Raw genomic sequence first — 14633 nt, 5'->3', positions numbered from 1 at the left:
TGAAAGTGAGTGATGAGATGTTTACGAAAGTATTAGTCGCTAATCGTGGTGAGATTGCGGTGCAGATTATCCGCGCATTGCATGATATGCAGATCTCAGCCGTTGCGGTTTATTCGCAAGCTGATCGAGAGAGTTTATTTGTCAAGCTGGCTGATGAAGCCGTGTGCATTGGTGGCCCGCAACCCGCTGATTCTTATCTCAATATGACACAAATTATCAGTACGGCTAAGCTACTCGGCTGTCAGGCCATTCATCCGGGGTATGGTTTTCTCTCGGAGAATGCCACCTTTGCGCGGTTATGCCAACAGTGTCAGATAACTTTTATTGGTCCCAATGCTGATTTAATTGATTTAATGGGAGATAAAGCTCACGCCCGTGCGGCTATGCAGGCTAATCAAGTACCGGTCATTCCAGGAAGCGATGGGGTACTGGATTCTGCCGACCAAGCGGTTCAGATTGCTCAAGAAATTGGGTATCCGGTACTCTTAAAGTCAGCAGCAGGCGGTGGTGGCAAAGGAATTCGTGAGGTACAGACGGCAGCAGAGCTACCAGCAGCATTTGAGCAAGTTCAGCAGGAAGCCAAACTTTCTTATGGGGACGCGGCCGTATATTTGGAAAAATGTATTGGCCAAGCCAAACATATTGAAATGCAGGTGATTGCCGATAACTTTGGCGAAGTGGTGTATTTGCCAGAGCGAGATTGTTCGCTACAACGACATCATCAGAAAGTTATCGAAGAAAGTCCTTGTGGCATGATTGATGCTAAGCAACGGCAGTGGTTGGGCCAAACGGTTGCCCGAGCTACCCGGAAATTGGGGTATACCAACACGGGAACCTTTGAATTCTTAATGGATAAGGATCACCACTTTTATTTCATCGAAATGAATACGCGGTTGCAGGTGGAACATACGATTACGGAAGCAGTTACAGGCATTGAATTGGTTAAGGCCCAGATTAGAGTGGCTGCTAATCAGCCACTGGGGTTTACCCAAGCAGATGTCAAATTGAACGGCTATGCCATCGAATGTCGGTTGAATGCAGAAGATCCACAGCACCAGTTTGCGCCCTGTCCAGGTAAAATTACGGCGCTTTATTTGCCAGCTGGTTCACTGGGCGTTCGAATTGATTCGGGCGTCATTGCCGGTAGTGTGATCTCACCTTATTATGACGCCATGATTGCCAAGCTAATCGTTAGTTCCCAACAGCGGACAACGGCATTAGCCAAGATGGACCGAATTTTAGGTGAAATGCAGATTGAGGGGATTAAAACGAATCGCCAATTTTTGCGGCAGTTGTTAACGCAAAGGGCCGTACAGGCCGGAACGTTTACCACGACGTTTATTGCCGAGATGCGGCAAAAAGGAGATGAAGCGGATGTTACCAGCGAAGTTCAAAACGCCCAGTCAGAAGAGCCTTAACCGACGGATGGCAAGTATTCCCGATGGATTGGTTAGGCGGTGTCCTGTTTGTCATACGACCTTTTTGACCGACCATTGGGAGCCTGCGCGGTTATGTCCTGCCTGTGGCTATGGGTTTCGGTTAACGGCAATGCAGCGGATCAAATTAACGATGGATACCTTCCAAGAAACAAATGCGCAATTGACGGTACCAGACCGTTATACGGATGCTGCTTATCAGGCCAAGATTGCTAGAGGCCGTCAGCTAACCGGCTTAAACGAGAGTGTGTTGACTGGTTTTGGCACAATCGATCACCAATCGACAGCGATTGGCGTCATGGATGCGTTTTTTGTGATGGGCAGTTTGGGAACGGCGACGGGAGAAAAAATAACCCGCTTATTTGATGAAGCGACGGCTAAACAGTTGCCGGTTATTTTATTCACGTCCTCCGGCGGTGCGCGAATGCAAGAGGGCATCCACTCACTGATGCAAATGGCTAAAGTTTCTGCGGCAGTGGCGCGCCACAGTCAAGCTGGTTTATTGTATATCGTTGTTTTATGCGATCCAACTACTGGTGGTGTGACGGCAAGCTTTGCGATGCAAGGCGATCTCATCTTGGCCGAACCCCATGCCTTAGTGGGATTTGCTGGTCGCCGGGTGATTGAACAAACTATTCATCAAACACCGCCGGCAGACTTCCAACGAGCTGAGACTGTTCTACAGCACGGGTTTATCGATGCTATTGTGGCCCGTCCACAATTAAAACAGCGATTAGCAGATCTGCTACGACTTCATAAGGGGGAATCTTAATGGTTAAATCAGCCTATCAGACGGTGCAGGCAGCCCGTAGTCAAGATAAAATCACGACTGAAGCCCTGATTGACGGGCTCGTGACGGACTTTTTTGAATGCCATGGTGACCGGGTAGATGGTGATGATCCGACAATCATTGGTGGTATCGGTCGGCTGAATGGTCAACCAATTACAGTGATTGGTACCCGTAAAGGACGAAATCTAACGGAGAATGTAGCGCGCCATTTTGGAAGCCCGATGCCCCAAGGCTATCGAAAAGTTCAGCGGTTATTGCAGCAAGCCGAAAAGTTTGGCCGACCTGTTTTGACGCTCATTAACACCCCTGGAGCGTACCCCGATGTGGCCTCTGAGTTTCATGGTCAAGGAGAAGCAATCGCCCAATGCCTTTATCAGGGGATGCAATTAAAGGTTCCTTACATCAGTCTGATCTTTGGCGAAGGGGGCAGTGGTGGCGCACTGGCTTTGGCTTGTGGTGATCGGGTGTATATGACGGTAGATAGTATTTACAGTGTGTTGTCACCAGAAGGGTATGCCAGTATCATGTGGAAAGATGCGAGCCGAGTGCGAGAAGCGGCAGCGGCCTTGGCATTAACTCCGCAGGATTTGAAACGTGAAAAAGTCATTGATGATATCTTGCCGGAGGTGCACACGGCCGCTGAGTTATCGCAATTGGCCGATTTCTTACATGAGCAATTTAAAATACTGGGTAAGTTACCAATATCGACCTTAATCGATCAACGACAAACCCGATTTGACCAGTATTAAGAACATGATGAAAAAATGGAGGATGACAGAATGAACGGAATCTTGACGGACAAAGTGATTGTCGTGATGGGCGTCGCCAATCAGCGAAGTATTGCGTGGGGGTGTGTCCAAGCCATCCTAGCACAAGGTGGCACCCCCGTTTTGACCTACCAAAATGAACGACTAAAAAAGAGTATTCAACGGTTCGTTCCGGAAGATATTCAGTTAGTAGCGTGTGACGTTGCTGAAGATTCAGCTATCCAGCAAGCCTTTCAACAAATTGGCGAGCGCTATGGAAAAATAGATGGTGTAATCCATGCGATTGCCTATGCTGATCCCGAAACGTTGAAACAAGGACTGGTTGAAACACGGCGGACAGGGTATAACTTGGCACAGGAAATCAGTGCCTACTCATTCATTGCGGTTGCCAGATATGCGCGACCATGGTTGACGAAGCCAGCCAGTCTAATCACGTTGACTTATTTTGGGGCAACTCGAGCAATTCCTAATTACAACATGATGGGCGTTGCTAAAGCGGCCCTAGAATCTAGTGTGCGGTATTTGGCAACGGATCTGGGCACGGATCAGATTCGAGTGAACGCGATCTCTGCCGGTGCGGTTAAAACATTAGCGGTCGCGGGGATTAAGGGTCATGGCGACTTACTGAAGATGTCAACCAGCCTGACAGTCGATCAACAGAGCGTGACCACTTCGGAAATTGGTAACGTTGCTGCTTTCCTATTGAGTGATTTATCTACGGGGATGACGGGGGACATCCTGTACGTCGATAAAGGTGTGCATTTAATGTAAGGGGGAACTTCTATGCAGCCAAAGGGCAATCAATTAGCGGTGGATCGGATTAGGGAACTGCGCCAAACGACGTGCCCCATCGCGATTCAGCTTCGTTCAACGGTTGATTCGACCAATGCCTGGGCGAAACGAGTACCGGCGGCAAGTGACTCGCCAATGCAAGCCTTTTTGGCGGAGCAGCAAACAGCTGGTTATGGGAAACGTCAGCGTGCCTTTTTTTCGCCAGCCTTTCAAGGTGTTTATTTGACCGTTCGTACTGCGGTCACTGCACCAGTGAATCCAGGGCGATTGACAACGGCAGTGGGGATCATGGTGGTTAGATGTCTAGCGGCTACCTACCCCAAACAGACCTTTCAGTTAAAATGGGTCAATGATATTTTGTTGCATCAACGAAAGTGTGGCGGCATTCTAATTGAAAATTTGCTGGATCGGCAAGAGGTTCTTATCGGAATTGGTTTAAACGTGACCACGCGGTTTTCAACAGAATTGGCGAATAAGGCCACCTCAATCGTTGGGGGCAATTGGGTTGATCGAAATGTGTTGGTTGCCGGACTGCTGGATGAGCTGGTTATGGGATTACCACATTATCAAGATGCACAGTTCTTGGCGGATTACCAACAGCTATGCACCACGTTGGGACAAGCAGTGCGTGTTCAAGTTGGACCGGACTGGGTACAAGGAGTTGCGGTTACCCTGACTGATCAAGGAGCGTTAGTGATTCAACTCGCGTCGGGTGAGCGGCGAATCGTTGCGAGTAGCGAAGCGATTAAGGTGATGACCCCGGTCGGTGATTATCGTGGATAGGAGGAACGCTATGCAAGAGCGTCAGTCAATTCCCTTAGTGGGATTATTTATTGCTATTATTGTTATATTTGGTTTTTTTCCAGCAATCCCACTGGCAATTAGTCCGGTTCCCTTGGTTTTACAAAATATGGGTGTGATGGTTGTCACATTATTATTGCCAACGCGTCAAAGTCTGGCTGCAATTGGTCTGTTTTTACTTCTGGTACTGGTTGGCCTACCAGTATTGGCTAGCCGTCAAGCCGGTCCAGCCGTATTTCTGGGGCCTAACGGGGGATATTTAGTGGGGTGGCTAATCATGCCGCTTATGCTGCAAGGATTAACTTATGGTCGAGTACCACGGTTAGTTGCCATTCTGCTTAGTGCGATGGGTGTTGATATTTTGGGTGCGGTGTGGCTGAGTACAGTTACAACGATGTCCCTGCCACAAGCGCTAGTCGCCACATTGGCCTTTATCCCCGGTGATTCGCTCAAAGCGGTTGGCGCGTGGTGGCTGGCTCAGCGGTTACGAAAATGGGCACCAAAAATGATATAATTAAAAAATCCTTGACTTTTTAAGCAAACTCCTGTATAGTTACTAATTAGAGTTTAAGAGATGCTAATAAAGTGATTCAGAGAGATTGATTAGCAAGCCGGAGTTTCTTAGATTTGAAAAACGCTCGCCCATTCGTAGGAATGGCGAGCGTTTTTTTTCAGCTATTAAGAAGATTGTGAGCCATTAGTCGTTGTAAATGGACCAGTATCTGGTACAGTTGAGAGTAGAGATGAAGGAGGCAGACACATGTCAATCAGTGATCATCAGCAGTGGTTAGTAGATTTTTATCGACAACGCAACTGGTACCAATATTCGCCCTTTGTTCACCTGAACTTTTTAACTGAAGAAGTCGGTGAAGTATCGCGTGCAATTCGCGCCGAAGAAATTGGCCGTGACCACCCAGGGGAACGCCCAGCAACGACGGCTGAAAAACGCGCAAATCTCAAAGAAGAGTTGGCAGACGCCTTGGATCAGGTGCTGGTGATTAGTAGTTTGTATGATATTGATGCGGCTGACTTACTAACGGCGAGTGAACAAAAGCTGACCCAGCGATTTAAGCAAAGATAATGAAAAGGCGATGTGGATTCTGGCATACCTTTTGTGGTAAATGACTAGTTCTGGCTAAATCAGTTAATATGTAAAAACTATGCTGTTATAAAGATAGTTGGATAATGTATTGTACAAAGACTATTATATCAGGAGATTTGGCTTGATTACTTGGTGAAGCATGCTTGCTTTATTGTAATATACAGACGTACTAAAGGGCTGTTGGTTGAGCATGGATATTCTTATTGTTAATGACTAATTGAACGACTACTGTAGTACTAAGCTTAGTTTGTGACACAGATTCCCTAACCTAATAGAAATGATGTGATTTTATGGCTCAGGCATTAATTGTCATTGACATGCAACAGGCATTGGCGAAGATTGATCGCCGTAATCAGGTGGTGGCAACAATCAACCAGCGAATTGATCGCTATCGGGAGGCCCAGCGACCGATTATTTTTATCCAACATACGGAACCGGGGATGGAAGTTGCTAGTGCTGGTTGGCAGTTATTTCCGGATTTACATGCTGCAGGATCGGATGTCTACTATAACAAGACTCGACCGGATTCATTTTATCAAACCGGACTAGAGGCCTTTTTAAAGATGAATCAGCTAAGGACGATTGAAATTTGTGGGGCCCAAGTTGAGTATTGCGTGGATACGACAATCCGGGTTGCCTATCATCTAGGGTTTCAGATTGAGTTATTGATGGCCGGAATTTCGACGCTTGATAGCGATCTCTTGACGGCGACGCAAATTAAACAGCATCATGCTCATATCTGGGAACATCGATTTGCAGAGTTTGTAACGGCGGACACGGATTTAGATGGGGAGTATCAAAAATAGAAAGTCTGTTACATGAAATTTGGGTCTAAATGAACAAAAACCATTGCTAATTAATATCGTCCCAAAACTTTAGCTAAAGTTTCGCAATCAGTACATTGTTGGGCACCATAGGAGCAACCATTATCTTTGGCCTAATCATATTGGTCTTGGGCTACGGTTTAAATGGTAGTTTAGGTCGATTTAAAAAGTCAGCGTCTCAGAACACGTTATTCTGGAACGCTGACTTTTTAATAGTTATCAAAAATAAAAGAGTTTTCGCTTGACCTAGAGTAACTCTAGGAAACTATACTGCTTTTTGAGTTAAAAATTAGGAGGTTTTTTTAATGACAAAAACTTGGTTCGTCACGGGAAGTTCTCGCGGGTTAGGTCGAGCAATCGTAGAAAACAGTTTAAGTAATGGTGATAACGTGGTAGCAACCGCCAGAAATACGGCTAGTCTTGCGGATCTGGCTACTGAGTATGGTGAGCACATCTATCCACTTTCATTAGATGTTACGGATGTTGACGCAGTTGACGCCGCAATTCAAATGGCTATTCAGCACTTTGGCACGATTGACGTCTTGGTTAATAATGCGGGTTTCGCAGATATGGATTCAGTTGAGGAGATGCCTTTAGCCACCTTTAAAGCGCAAATGGATACGGATTTCTATGGGACGCTATATACGATTAGAGCGGTTCTACCAACGATGCGGGAAGCCAAGTCCGGACGGATCATTAACATTAGTTCAATTGGCGGTCGGATCGGTGGCGCTGGCTTGAGCGCTTATCAAAGTGCCAAGTTTGCGGTTAATGGCCTAAGTGAAGTATTGGCTCATGAAGTTCAATCATTTGGTATTCAAGTGACAACTGTTGAGCCTGGTGGTATGCGAACTGAATGGGGAGGCGATTCAATGAAAGCCGCTTCAAGTGATCTGTACAAAGATAGTGTTGGTCAAGCCATCAGCATGATTCATGATCAATGGCATCATGCGGGTGATCGCTACGTGAGCGAACCTGACAAGGTCGCAGCAGCTATTCATACATTAAGCGAAATGCCACAAGCACCAGTTCATCTATTGATTGGGAAGGATGCTGAGCAAGCAGCCCAACAAAATGCCGAGACATTGGCTAAAAATGATATGGCCAATCGGTCATTAACAGAATCAACCGGAAATCGGTAGAAAAAAAGTCATACCCATCGTTGGTATGACTTTTTTGTTGGATCTGGGGCCGTTTTCATAGCTTGTTGGTAATGATTAATTTTGTCGGCAATAATTTGCCGTTGCTTGTGCATGTCGGCAATTTGCGAGTCGACCTTAGCCGCTTGCTTTTGCAACATAGTTAGCCGAGCTTGAATGGTCGAATCATCAGTGGTTGTGGTGAGGGCAATATATTTTTTGACATCCGCAATCGGCATCCCCGTACTTCTGAGAGCGATAACAAACTGCAACCAACCAACTGCGTCCTCAGTAAAAACGCGTCGATTTTGTTCGTTGCGGTAAACGCCAGGAATGAGGTTGATTTTGTCGTAGTAACGTAAGGTATATTCGGAGAGATTGAATTTTTGACAAACATCACTCATAGTATATTCCATATTCAGGACTCCTTTATTTAATTAGTCGCTCGTATTCTCGACTAGTATACGCGTTTATTGAGGAGAATCTTTGTGGATGACTCTCTAAGTTAGCGATTGACATCAATCTTAGCAATTTCTTGTAAGATTTGAATGGTGGTGGTTACTTCTGTTTGTGAATAGGGCTCTAGAACTTGGGCCACGTTGTTTAAAATACGCTGGTCAAGTTGTGCGTGAATCTCAGCAATTTGGGTACCCTTAGGGGTGAGCCGTACCAAGATGTCTTTACTATTAGTAACGGTGCGATATTTTTCCACCAAGTCATGGTGGCTTAGACGGGTCATCATACGAGATATGGTCGGCTGCGATAGGCCCGTTTTTTCGGGAAGGGATTTTAAATACGCTGGTGTGAGGGTACTAATCGTTGCGATCGTGTGAAAATCGGCCGTTCTAAGGGCCTTAATTGTGGCGGTAAGGGTCGTATCCGTGGCGACTTGTGAGAGCATCCACTTTTTTTCTTGGTCAACCGTTGTATCTTGCGTGAGTAACTGACTAATACAAGCCATTAGATTTTTAGCGTTTGCTGAAGAAATCATTTTTTAATCCTTTCTTTTTAATTCAAGTGAATTAAAATTAGACATTTATATTAATAGTGCTATTATAGCATATGTATTCATTAGAATTAAAATGAAAGAAGCGACAAAATGAAAACACAAGCAATCCGATGGTGGGTACTGGCTTGTATTGGAATCATGACCTTTATGGATGATTTAGATGCCAGCATAGTTAATGTGGCGTTACCCGTCATTAACCGAGCACTAGCGATTAATATGGGGGTAGCGGAGCTAATTGTTTCGGTTTATTTAATTACAATCTGTGTCTTTTTATTGCCATTTGGAAGATTAGGTGACACCTTTAGTAAGGTTCGTGTGTTCAAGTGGGGAATGTGGTTATTTGTATTGGGGTCGCTAGGTTGTGGTTTAAGTCCCAATATAATTAGTTTATTACTGTGTAGATTGATTCAAGGACTGGGTGCGGCAATGACGATGAGCACGAATAACGGGATTATCACGGAAAGTTTCCCGATTAATGAGCGGGGACGTGCGCTGGGCTGGATCGGTTCATTTGTGGCCTTGGGAATGATCGCTGGTCCTGGTATTGGTGGATTACTTTTGAGTTTTTTACCTTGGGAATCTATTTTTTGGATCAATGTTCCGATCGGCCTGTTGTTGATGGGATTGGGTCACGCTGTTTTGACGACAGAGACTGGTAGTGATGACCGGCCAGTATTTGATTGGTTGGGCAGTGGCTTAATCGGGATTGGTATCAGTGGCTTCTTTGGTTACCTCTATGCAGGTCAGCAACTGGGGTACGGACAACCACTGTTGATGGGACTCTTGGCGGTGGCAATGATTGCGACGTTGGTCTTTATCCTGTACGAAATCAAGTGTCAACAGCCACTCTTAGATTTGAAAATTTTTCGAAAGACAGATTTCACAGTAGGTGTTGGCACAGCCTTATTAGTGTTTGTGGCAAATAATTTCTACATGGTTTTGACACCATTTTATCTTGAAAATGCGAAAGTCATTGGCGCTAGCGTGGCTGGTCTAATCATGATGATTTTACCAGTAGTCCAGGTATTGATGGCACCAATTGCTGGTCGGATTGCAGATAATCAGGGCCCTTTCAAATTGTGTTTGACGGGTTTACTCATTATCTTAAGCGCACAAATTGGTTTCGTTTTGATTAACCAGCAGACGCCGTTGACACTTGTGGGGGGCTTAATTGGGTTATTGGGATTAGGGAATGCGCTATTCCAGTCGCCTAATAATGCCTTGATTATGGGGGCGGTCGAGCAGACCCAGTTGGGAGTTGCCGGTAGTGTTAATGCTTTATCGCGTAACATTGGCATGGTTCTTGGTAATGCCTTGGCCACCTCACTATTATTTGTGATTATGAGCGCGTTGACGCGAAGCAAGGTGACTAATTTTGATGGTCACTTCAAGCGGGCCTTTATCACGGGGCAAAGCTGGGTGTATTTATTGGGTAGCCTACTGGTACTCCTGGCAATTGGGTTAGTTAGTTTTAACACGTGGAAAAATAAAAAAATGGAGGCATTATCAGATGATGCAAATTAATTTAGTTTTAGGGAGTTCACGAGAAAAGTCATTGGGTCGGCGGGTATTTAATTACCTTAAAAATCAGCAGAACGACTTTGAACAGCAAAATGCCGTGCACTTGAATTTTATAGCGGTTGGTGACTACCAGTTACCATTCTTCTATGAGGATGTAGCACCGATGAATAATCAGGATCGACACTTACCTGCGCAACAACAGGCCTGGTTAGACGATATGGAACAAGCTTCAGGGTATATCTTTATTACGCCTGAATACAATCATTCGTTTCCAGCAGTATTAAAGAATGGGTTGGATTATTTGGCCTTTCAGACAGCTAAGAAGCCGGCATTGATTATGTCATATTCGGATAATGCCCGGGCTGGTCAATTTGGTGGGGTTGATTTGACACGATTGGGGATGACAGTGTTACCTCCACTGGTAGGCATTGGAAATGTACAAAAGAATTTCAACGAGGCGGGAGAATTCCTCGTAAATGCGCCGTCCAAAGATTTTTATCACCAAAAGCTCCAGCAGACAGTTGAAAAGATTGCCTTTTACAGCCGACTATTTGCCGATAATCCATTTACTCCGCAGTCATAAATAACCGCCAAAAAATTACCAGTTAGAAGTAGTTAGTCTAACTGGTAATTTTTTGGCGGTTTAATGATGGGATAGTGTGTCATTTAAGTGTTGGACCGTTTTGCGGGCGCGCAGCATGCTGTAGGTCCAAATGACGAGGTAAATCCCAATAAAGATTAGGGTGTATAGCAGCAACCAAGTCACATTCAGTGGGAACCAGCCGGCCAAAATGGCCAATGGTGTAAACCCGAGATAGGACAACCCAAAATGCCAAATGGTCTGACGAGCGATACTCCAATGCTCATTGAAGAAAATAAGGCTGGTTAGGCCAAAGAGTAAACCGATCGTCGCCCACAAGCCGGCCGCGGCTAGGGTTGCCATCGTGTTTGAACTAAAATGGGCGACGAAATCTGGTGACGAAGGCATAAAAGTCGTGGCGTGGTTGGTTAACGAGAAGAATAGCGCACAAAGAAATCCAATCGAGAGGCCTAGAAAGGCACCAGAAGTAAGAATACCTAGTCGTTTCATTTTAAAAACTCCTTTCGAATTTGTTGCATGCAGCGCCGTGAGACGAACGTGGTGGCGCCAGTTGAGAGTAAGACCTGATATAGACCAGAAGGGGTCAAGGAAAAATGGCGAATGTGCTGTCGATTGACCAGTTCGCCACTCGAAAGTTGTAGAAATAGGTCACTGGGTAAGAGTTGTTTGAGCTGGTAGATCCGCTGGGGAAGTGTATAGGTGGTGATTTTGGTTTCCATGACCACGTGTTTAGCGTCGGTATGAATACGGATGATTTGGTTCACTGGAACTAGCTCGCGAGTCCCCCGGGGAGAGATACCGGCGATTAGTTGGCTATTAGTCAACTGTGAGATATTAGCCGCCAAGTGCTGAAGCTCCGGTGTTTCGGCGGGAGCGTTAATGGTAATGAAGGGGGGAATAAAACTGGCTTTGAGATTAAAGGTTACGTGCATGGTTACCGCCTGCCTTTCTAATAAGTTCAGCATACGCAGTTTTACAGGGGGCAGCAAGTTCTGCGGAGCATGTGGTCGTTAGTACCGGATATTTGGTTAACAAAAGCCGTGACCTGGTTCAATAGGTTCACGGCTTTTAGCGTTAAGATTTACAATTTCACTCAGACTTTTTTCGTCCAAAATTGTGAGGAACCATCCTTAATAGTGAGGCCTAATAACTCTTGACCATCCTGAACGGTGCCTAATGAAATATCAATCTGACCATCCTCGTGGAGCTGTAAATCTGTTAAATGGTCGGTCAGAATACGTTGCAATTGAATATCCAGATTACGAAATTGATTTACATTATCCATTGCTGCTGAAAGCGTATATCCGTGATCAAGAAAATATTTAATAGCACGTACGCGAAAAACAACCCGGTAGCTAAACTTTCGGCTCCGTTCATTGGGGACATCGATTGGTTTAATATACCCTTGTTCAACCCAATAACGAAGCTGACTAGCTGGTACACCTGTTGCTTTAACCAGGTCCGAGGTGCCTAAGGTGATGCCTTCTGGTTGTGAAACCTGTTGAATTAAATTGAGCCAATTAGAAAAGTTATCGGTTACTGTCACAGTAAGGTCTCCTTTACATATTAGTAGCCTAAGTTTACCACAAATTTCAAATTTTTCATCTTAGTTATTGACTTTATCCTCTCAGACTGTGATAATAGCATCTTGAACAAGGAGGAAAATAATGACAACTGATATTACAGATAAACCTTATAATCGCGCCATGATGGTGACGATTCTATTAATTGGTACTTTCTTAAACGTTTTGAATCAAACTGTTTTGGCAACAGCATTCCCAGATTTAATGAAGGCGTTCAGTATTAATGCCACGACAGTGCAGTGGTTAACAACCGGTTTCTTATTGGTCAATGGGATTATGATTCCATTGTCAGCTTGGTTGTCGACTCAATTTAACAGTAAGTGGTTATGGATTAGCGCCATGACAATTTTTGCCGGTGGGACGATACTTTGTTGGGCAGCTCCTTCATTTGCGATGTTGCTTAGTGGCCGGTTGATTCAAGCGGTCGGGGTGGGAGTGGCTATGCCACTGCTACAAACAATTATGTTTTCTATTTTCCCCCCAGAACAGCGCGGTTCAGCAATGGGCTTGGTGGGCATTGCGGTTGGTGTTGGCCCAGCAATTGGCCCGACCTTAGCGGGATTTGTAGTTGATAACGGGTCATGGCGTAATATTTTTGGGATTATGATTCCCATTGCGTTCGTGATTATTCTACTGAGTTTCTTCTTCATGCGGCCAGTGATTGAAAATCGGCGGACTCATTTGGATGTTTTATCATTAATTTTATCGAGTATTGGATTTGGTTCGGTGCTCTATGGTTTTTCAACAGTTGGACAAAATGGATGGACTGATTCAACTGTGATTACGGCCTTGGCCGTTGGCGTTATCTTTGTGGCCTTATTTGCAGTTCGCCAGCTGACGATTAGTGAACCGTTCTTGGAATTACGTGTGTTTGCCAAGGGGCAGTTTACAGTGGCAACAATTTTGGGAGCCATTGCTAATACGGCAATGACGGGTGCTGAATTAGTTCTACCCATGTATTTACAAATTGTACGAGGACAATCGGCATTAATATCAGGATTGACATTGTTACCGGGGGCTATTGTGATTGCTTTGATGAATCCCATTACCGGGAGAATCGTCGATCGGATTGGTGGCCGCGAATTATCGATTATTGGCTTAGCCTGCTTAACCTTAGGAACGTTGCCATTGTGCTTTTTGCAAAGTGATACAGCCTTGTGGTGGATCATTTTGGTTTATGCAGTTCGGATGTTAGGGGTTTCGATGGTCTTGATGCCGATCACAACTGTGGGAATGAACGCGCTAGACCGGTCGCTGATTGCGCACGGAACAGCCGTTAATAATACGGTGAAACAGATTTTTTCTTCAATTGGAACGGCATTGGTCGTTTCAATCATGGCGAATGTCACCAAAGGAAATATGCCAAACGTACGATTGTATATTAAACAACCAACTTTATTGCACCATTTAATCATGAATGCGAACTTAGATGGGTACACAGCGGCCTTCATTGTGACTGCCGCCATGAGCTTCTTGGGATTTTTAATGGCCTTTTTGGTAAAACGTTCTACTAAAAAGGCATAATTTCCAATTATCTAGCTTATCGTTTGATTCACGCCAACTTAATTAATTGGGCTAACCAGCGATTGCCATGTCTAGACCAAATAGCGTACAATTGCGGCTATCGAATGTGAATAAGAGGTGCAAAATATAATGACGAAAGCAAATATCGTTACGTACCCGGCCGTGTTCCATGATAATGAAGCTGGTGGGTATATCGTAACTTTCCCCGATATTGAAGAAGCTATGACCAGCGGCCAAACCCTAGGCGAGAGTCTGGTCAACGCGACAACCGTTCTCGGTCAGACGCTCCATCATCATCCGATGGTACTGCCAACAGCGACGACCATCACTGAGTTGATGCATCAATACCCCATGGCATTCATTCAGTTTGTCGCGGTAGATTTAGACCAAGTCATCGAACACGCAGTACCAACTGATCAAGCAGACCTACAATTGACTTAGTCATTGATGAAATAAAGCATAAAAAGCCGGTCCCGGTTAAAGGGATCGGCTTTTTATTATGTATGAGAGTGAGTTGTCGGATAACGAACCGGATTGCTGTCGCTAGGATTCTGCGGTATGCTATAAAATATAGATGAGTCTCATGACGAAACTCATAAAAAACGCCGGTTTTGAAATTTTAAAATGCCGGTGTGGCGGCGTTTCTTTAGTGTATTCCCCACGGGTGTGGGGGTGATCCTCGTAATGAGCAAAAGGTCATGCTGAACCTGTTGTATTCCCCACGGGTGTGGGGGTGACCTCATC

Annotated in this window: 18 protein-coding genes; 13 read left to right on the top strand and 5 right to left on the bottom strand. The window is 45.1% G+C overall.

Annotated features, from left to right (window positions below; translation table 11 throughout):
* The first annotated feature begins 17 nt into the window (after nucleotides 1-17).
* The 9 genes from FC61_RS02700 (at nucleotide 18) to FC61_RS02660 (ending at nucleotide 7654) form a co-directional block, all read left to right on the top strand.
* Nucleotides 18-1418: an acetyl-CoA carboxylase biotin carboxylase subunit gene (locus FC61_RS02700; RefSeq protein ID WP_042516774.1), complete on the top strand. Its 1401-nt coding sequence runs from the start codon at nucleotides 18-20 to the stop codon at nucleotides 1416-1418.
* Nucleotides 1375-2208 carry an acetyl-CoA carboxylase carboxyltransferase subunit beta gene (locus FC61_RS02695; RefSeq protein WP_035464975.1) on the top strand — a complete coding sequence of 278 codons (834 nt, stop codon included), beginning with the start codon at nucleotides 1375-1377 and terminating at the stop codon, nucleotides 2206-2208. Before FC61_RS02700 ends, FC61_RS02695 begins: the two co-directional genes overlap by 44 nt.
* Nucleotides 2208-2975 carry a carboxyltransferase subunit alpha gene (accA, locus tag FC61_RS02690; protein ID WP_021742585.1) on the top strand — a complete coding sequence of 256 codons (768 nt, stop codon included), beginning with the start codon at nucleotides 2208-2210 and terminating at the stop codon, nucleotides 2973-2975. Before FC61_RS02695 ends, accA begins: the two co-directional genes overlap by 1 nt.
* A 30-nt stretch (nucleotides 2976-3005) precedes the next feature.
* Nucleotides 3006-3764: an enoyl-ACP reductase FabI gene (gene fabI, locus FC61_RS02685; RefSeq protein ID WP_035464976.1), complete on the top strand. Its 759-nt coding sequence runs from the start codon at nucleotides 3006-3008 to the stop codon at nucleotides 3762-3764.
* 12 nt (nucleotides 3765-3776) lie between these two features.
* Nucleotides 3777-4568, top strand: a complete 792-nt coding sequence (locus tag FC61_RS02680; protein WP_021742587.1) for a biotin--[acetyl-CoA-carboxylase] ligase — start codon at nucleotides 3777-3779, stop codon at nucleotides 4566-4568.
* A gap of 10 nt (nucleotides 4569-4578) precedes the next feature.
* Nucleotides 4579-5100 (top strand): biotin transporter BioY, encoded by a 522-nt coding sequence (locus FC61_RS02675; protein ID WP_011667648.1) that lies wholly within the window; start codon nucleotides 4579-4581, stop codon nucleotides 5098-5100.
* 246 nt (nucleotides 5101-5346) lie between these two features.
* Nucleotides 5347-5667 carry a MazG nucleotide pyrophosphohydrolase domain-containing protein gene (locus tag FC61_RS02670; protein WP_021742588.1) on the top strand — a complete coding sequence of 107 codons (321 nt, stop codon included), beginning with the start codon at nucleotides 5347-5349 and terminating at the stop codon, nucleotides 5665-5667.
* Between the two features lie 311 nt (nucleotides 5668-5978).
* The gene (locus tag FC61_RS02665; protein WP_021742589.1) at nucleotides 5979-6494 is read left to right on the top strand and encodes an isochorismatase family protein; all 516 of its coding nucleotides are present in this window, start codon (nucleotides 5979-5981) and stop codon (nucleotides 6492-6494) included.
* Between the two features lie 323 nt (nucleotides 6495-6817).
* Nucleotides 6818-7654, top strand: a complete 837-nt coding sequence (locus FC61_RS02660; RefSeq protein WP_021742590.1) for an SDR family NAD(P)-dependent oxidoreductase — start codon at nucleotides 6818-6820, stop codon at nucleotides 7652-7654.
* 8 nt (nucleotides 7655-7662) lie between these two features.
* Here FC61_RS02660 and FC61_RS02655 read toward each other — a convergent pair whose 3' ends face one another.
* Together FC61_RS02655 and FC61_RS02650 are read right to left on the bottom strand one after the other, a co-directional pair.
* A complete protein-coding gene (locus tag FC61_RS02655) occupies nucleotides 7663-8067 on the bottom strand; it encodes a MerR family transcriptional regulator (RefSeq protein ID WP_021742591.1) in 405 nt (134 codons plus the stop codon).
* Nucleotides 8068-8156: 89 nt separating this feature from the next.
* Complete coding sequence (locus FC61_RS02650; RefSeq protein WP_021742592.1) at nucleotides 8157-8642, bottom strand: MarR family winged helix-turn-helix transcriptional regulator; 486 nt, start codon at nucleotides 8640-8642, stop codon at nucleotides 8157-8159.
* 108 nt (nucleotides 8643-8750) lie between these two features.
* Here FC61_RS02650 and FC61_RS02645 point away from each other — a divergent pair, with 108 nt between their 5' ends.
* Both FC61_RS02645 and FC61_RS02640 read left to right on the top strand, forming a co-directional pair.
* Nucleotides 8751-10184, top strand: a complete 1434-nt coding sequence (locus FC61_RS02645) for an MFS transporter (protein WP_021742593.1) — start codon at nucleotides 8751-8753, stop codon at nucleotides 10182-10184.
* Nucleotides 10171-10764 carry an NADPH-dependent FMN reductase gene (locus FC61_RS02640; protein ID WP_021742594.1) on the top strand — a complete coding sequence of 198 codons (594 nt, stop codon included), beginning with the start codon at nucleotides 10171-10173 and terminating at the stop codon, nucleotides 10762-10764. Before FC61_RS02645 ends, FC61_RS02640 begins: the two co-directional genes overlap by 14 nt.
* 60 nt (nucleotides 10765-10824) lie before the next feature.
* On the opposite strand, the gene FC61_RS02635 is transcribed toward FC61_RS02640, so the two are convergent.
* The 3 genes from FC61_RS02635 to FC61_RS02625 all read right to left on the bottom strand — a co-directional run bounded on the left by FC61_RS02635 (nucleotide 10825) and on the right by FC61_RS02625 (nucleotide 12328).
* Nucleotides 10825-11271 (bottom strand): DUF3021 domain-containing protein, encoded by a 447-nt coding sequence (locus FC61_RS02635; RefSeq protein ID WP_021742595.1) that lies wholly within the window; start codon nucleotides 11269-11271, stop codon nucleotides 10825-10827.
* Nucleotides 11268-11714 (bottom strand): LytTR family DNA-binding domain-containing protein, encoded by a 447-nt coding sequence (locus tag FC61_RS02630; protein ID WP_052471877.1) that lies wholly within the window; start codon nucleotides 11712-11714, stop codon nucleotides 11268-11270. Before FC61_RS02630 ends, FC61_RS02635 begins: the two co-directional genes overlap by 4 nt.
* 161 nt (nucleotides 11715-11875) lie before the next feature.
* A complete protein-coding gene (locus FC61_RS02625; protein ID WP_021742597.1) occupies nucleotides 11876-12328 on the bottom strand; it encodes a MerR family transcriptional regulator in 453 nt (150 codons plus the stop codon).
* A 121-nt stretch (nucleotides 12329-12449) separates the two neighbouring features.
* Between FC61_RS02625 and FC61_RS02620 the strand changes: the two genes are divergently transcribed.
* The gene (locus tag FC61_RS02620; protein ID WP_021742598.1) at nucleotides 12450-13889 is read left to right on the top strand and encodes an MDR family MFS transporter; all 1440 of its coding nucleotides are present in this window, start codon (nucleotides 12450-12452) and stop codon (nucleotides 13887-13889) included.
* A gap of 129 nt (nucleotides 13890-14018) precedes the next feature.
* Nucleotides 14019-14330, top strand: coding sequence for a type II toxin-antitoxin system HicB family antitoxin (locus FC61_RS02615; RefSeq protein ID WP_021742599.1), 312 nt, complete (start codon nucleotides 14019-14021; stop codon nucleotides 14328-14330).
* Nucleotides 14331-14633 lie beyond the last annotated feature (303 nt).

The sequence above is a fragment of the Levilactobacillus brevis ATCC 14869 = DSM 20054 genome (assembly GCF_001433855.1).
GTDB lineage: Bacteria > Bacillota > Bacilli > Lactobacillales > Lactobacillaceae > Levilactobacillus > Levilactobacillus brevis.
The sequence above is the reverse complement of the archived record's forward strand: the minus strand, read 5'-3'. Positions and strand labels throughout refer to the sequence as shown.

What these genes read in the sequence shown, in the direction of transcription:
- FC61_RS02700 (WP_042516774.1), top strand. Translation starts at nt 18, where the DNA reads ATGTTTACGAAAGTATTAGTCGCTAATCGTGGTGAGATTGCGGTGCAG.
- FC61_RS02695 (WP_035464975.1), top strand. Translation starts at nt 1,375, where the DNA reads ATGTTACCAGCGAAGTTCAAAACGCCCAGTCAGAAGAGCCTTAACCGA.
- accA (WP_021742585.1), top strand. Translation starts at nt 2,208, where the DNA reads ATGGTTAAATCAGCCTATCAGACGGTGCAGGCAGCCCGTAGTCAAGAT.
- fabI (WP_035464976.1), top strand. Translation starts at nt 3,006, where the DNA reads ATGAACGGAATCTTGACGGACAAAGTGATTGTCGTGATGGGCGTCGCC.
- FC61_RS02680 (WP_021742587.1), top strand. Translation starts at nt 3,777, where the DNA reads ATGCAGCCAAAGGGCAATCAATTAGCGGTGGATCGGATTAGGGAACTG.
- FC61_RS02675 (WP_011667648.1), top strand. Translation starts at nt 4,579, where the DNA reads ATGCAAGAGCGTCAGTCAATTCCCTTAGTGGGATTATTTATTGCTATT.
- FC61_RS02670 (WP_021742588.1), top strand. Translation starts at nt 5,347, where the DNA reads ATGTCAATCAGTGATCATCAGCAGTGGTTAGTAGATTTTTATCGACAA.
- FC61_RS02665 (WP_021742589.1), top strand. Translation starts at nt 5,979, where the DNA reads ATGGCTCAGGCATTAATTGTCATTGACATGCAACAGGCATTGGCGAAG.
- FC61_RS02660 (WP_021742590.1), top strand. Translation starts at nt 6,818, where the DNA reads ATGACAAAAACTTGGTTCGTCACGGGAAGTTCTCGCGGGTTAGGTCGA.
- FC61_RS02655 (WP_021742591.1), bottom strand. Translation starts at nt 8,067, where the DNA reads ATGGAATATACTATGAGTGATGTTTGTCAAAAATTCAATCTCTCCGAA.
- FC61_RS02650 (WP_021742592.1), bottom strand. Translation starts at nt 8,642, where the DNA reads ATGATTTCTTCAGCAAACGCTAAAAATCTAATGGCTTGTATTAGTCAG.
- FC61_RS02645 (WP_021742593.1), top strand. Translation starts at nt 8,751, where the DNA reads ATGAAAACACAAGCAATCCGATGGTGGGTACTGGCTTGTATTGGAATC.
- FC61_RS02640 (WP_021742594.1), top strand. Translation starts at nt 10,171, where the DNA reads ATGATGCAAATTAATTTAGTTTTAGGGAGTTCACGAGAAAAGTCATTG.
- FC61_RS02635 (WP_021742595.1), bottom strand. Translation starts at nt 11,271, where the DNA reads ATGAAACGACTAGGTATTCTTACTTCTGGTGCCTTTCTAGGCCTCTCG.
- FC61_RS02630 (WP_052471877.1), bottom strand. Translation starts at nt 11,714, where the DNA reads ATGCACGTAACCTTTAATCTCAAAGCCAGTTTTATTCCCCCCTTCATT.
- FC61_RS02620 (WP_021742598.1), top strand. Translation starts at nt 12,450, where the DNA reads ATGACAACTGATATTACAGATAAACCTTATAATCGCGCCATGATGGTG.
- FC61_RS02615 (WP_021742599.1), top strand. Translation starts at nt 14,019, where the DNA reads ATGACGAAAGCAAATATCGTTACGTACCCGGCCGTGTTCCATGATAAT.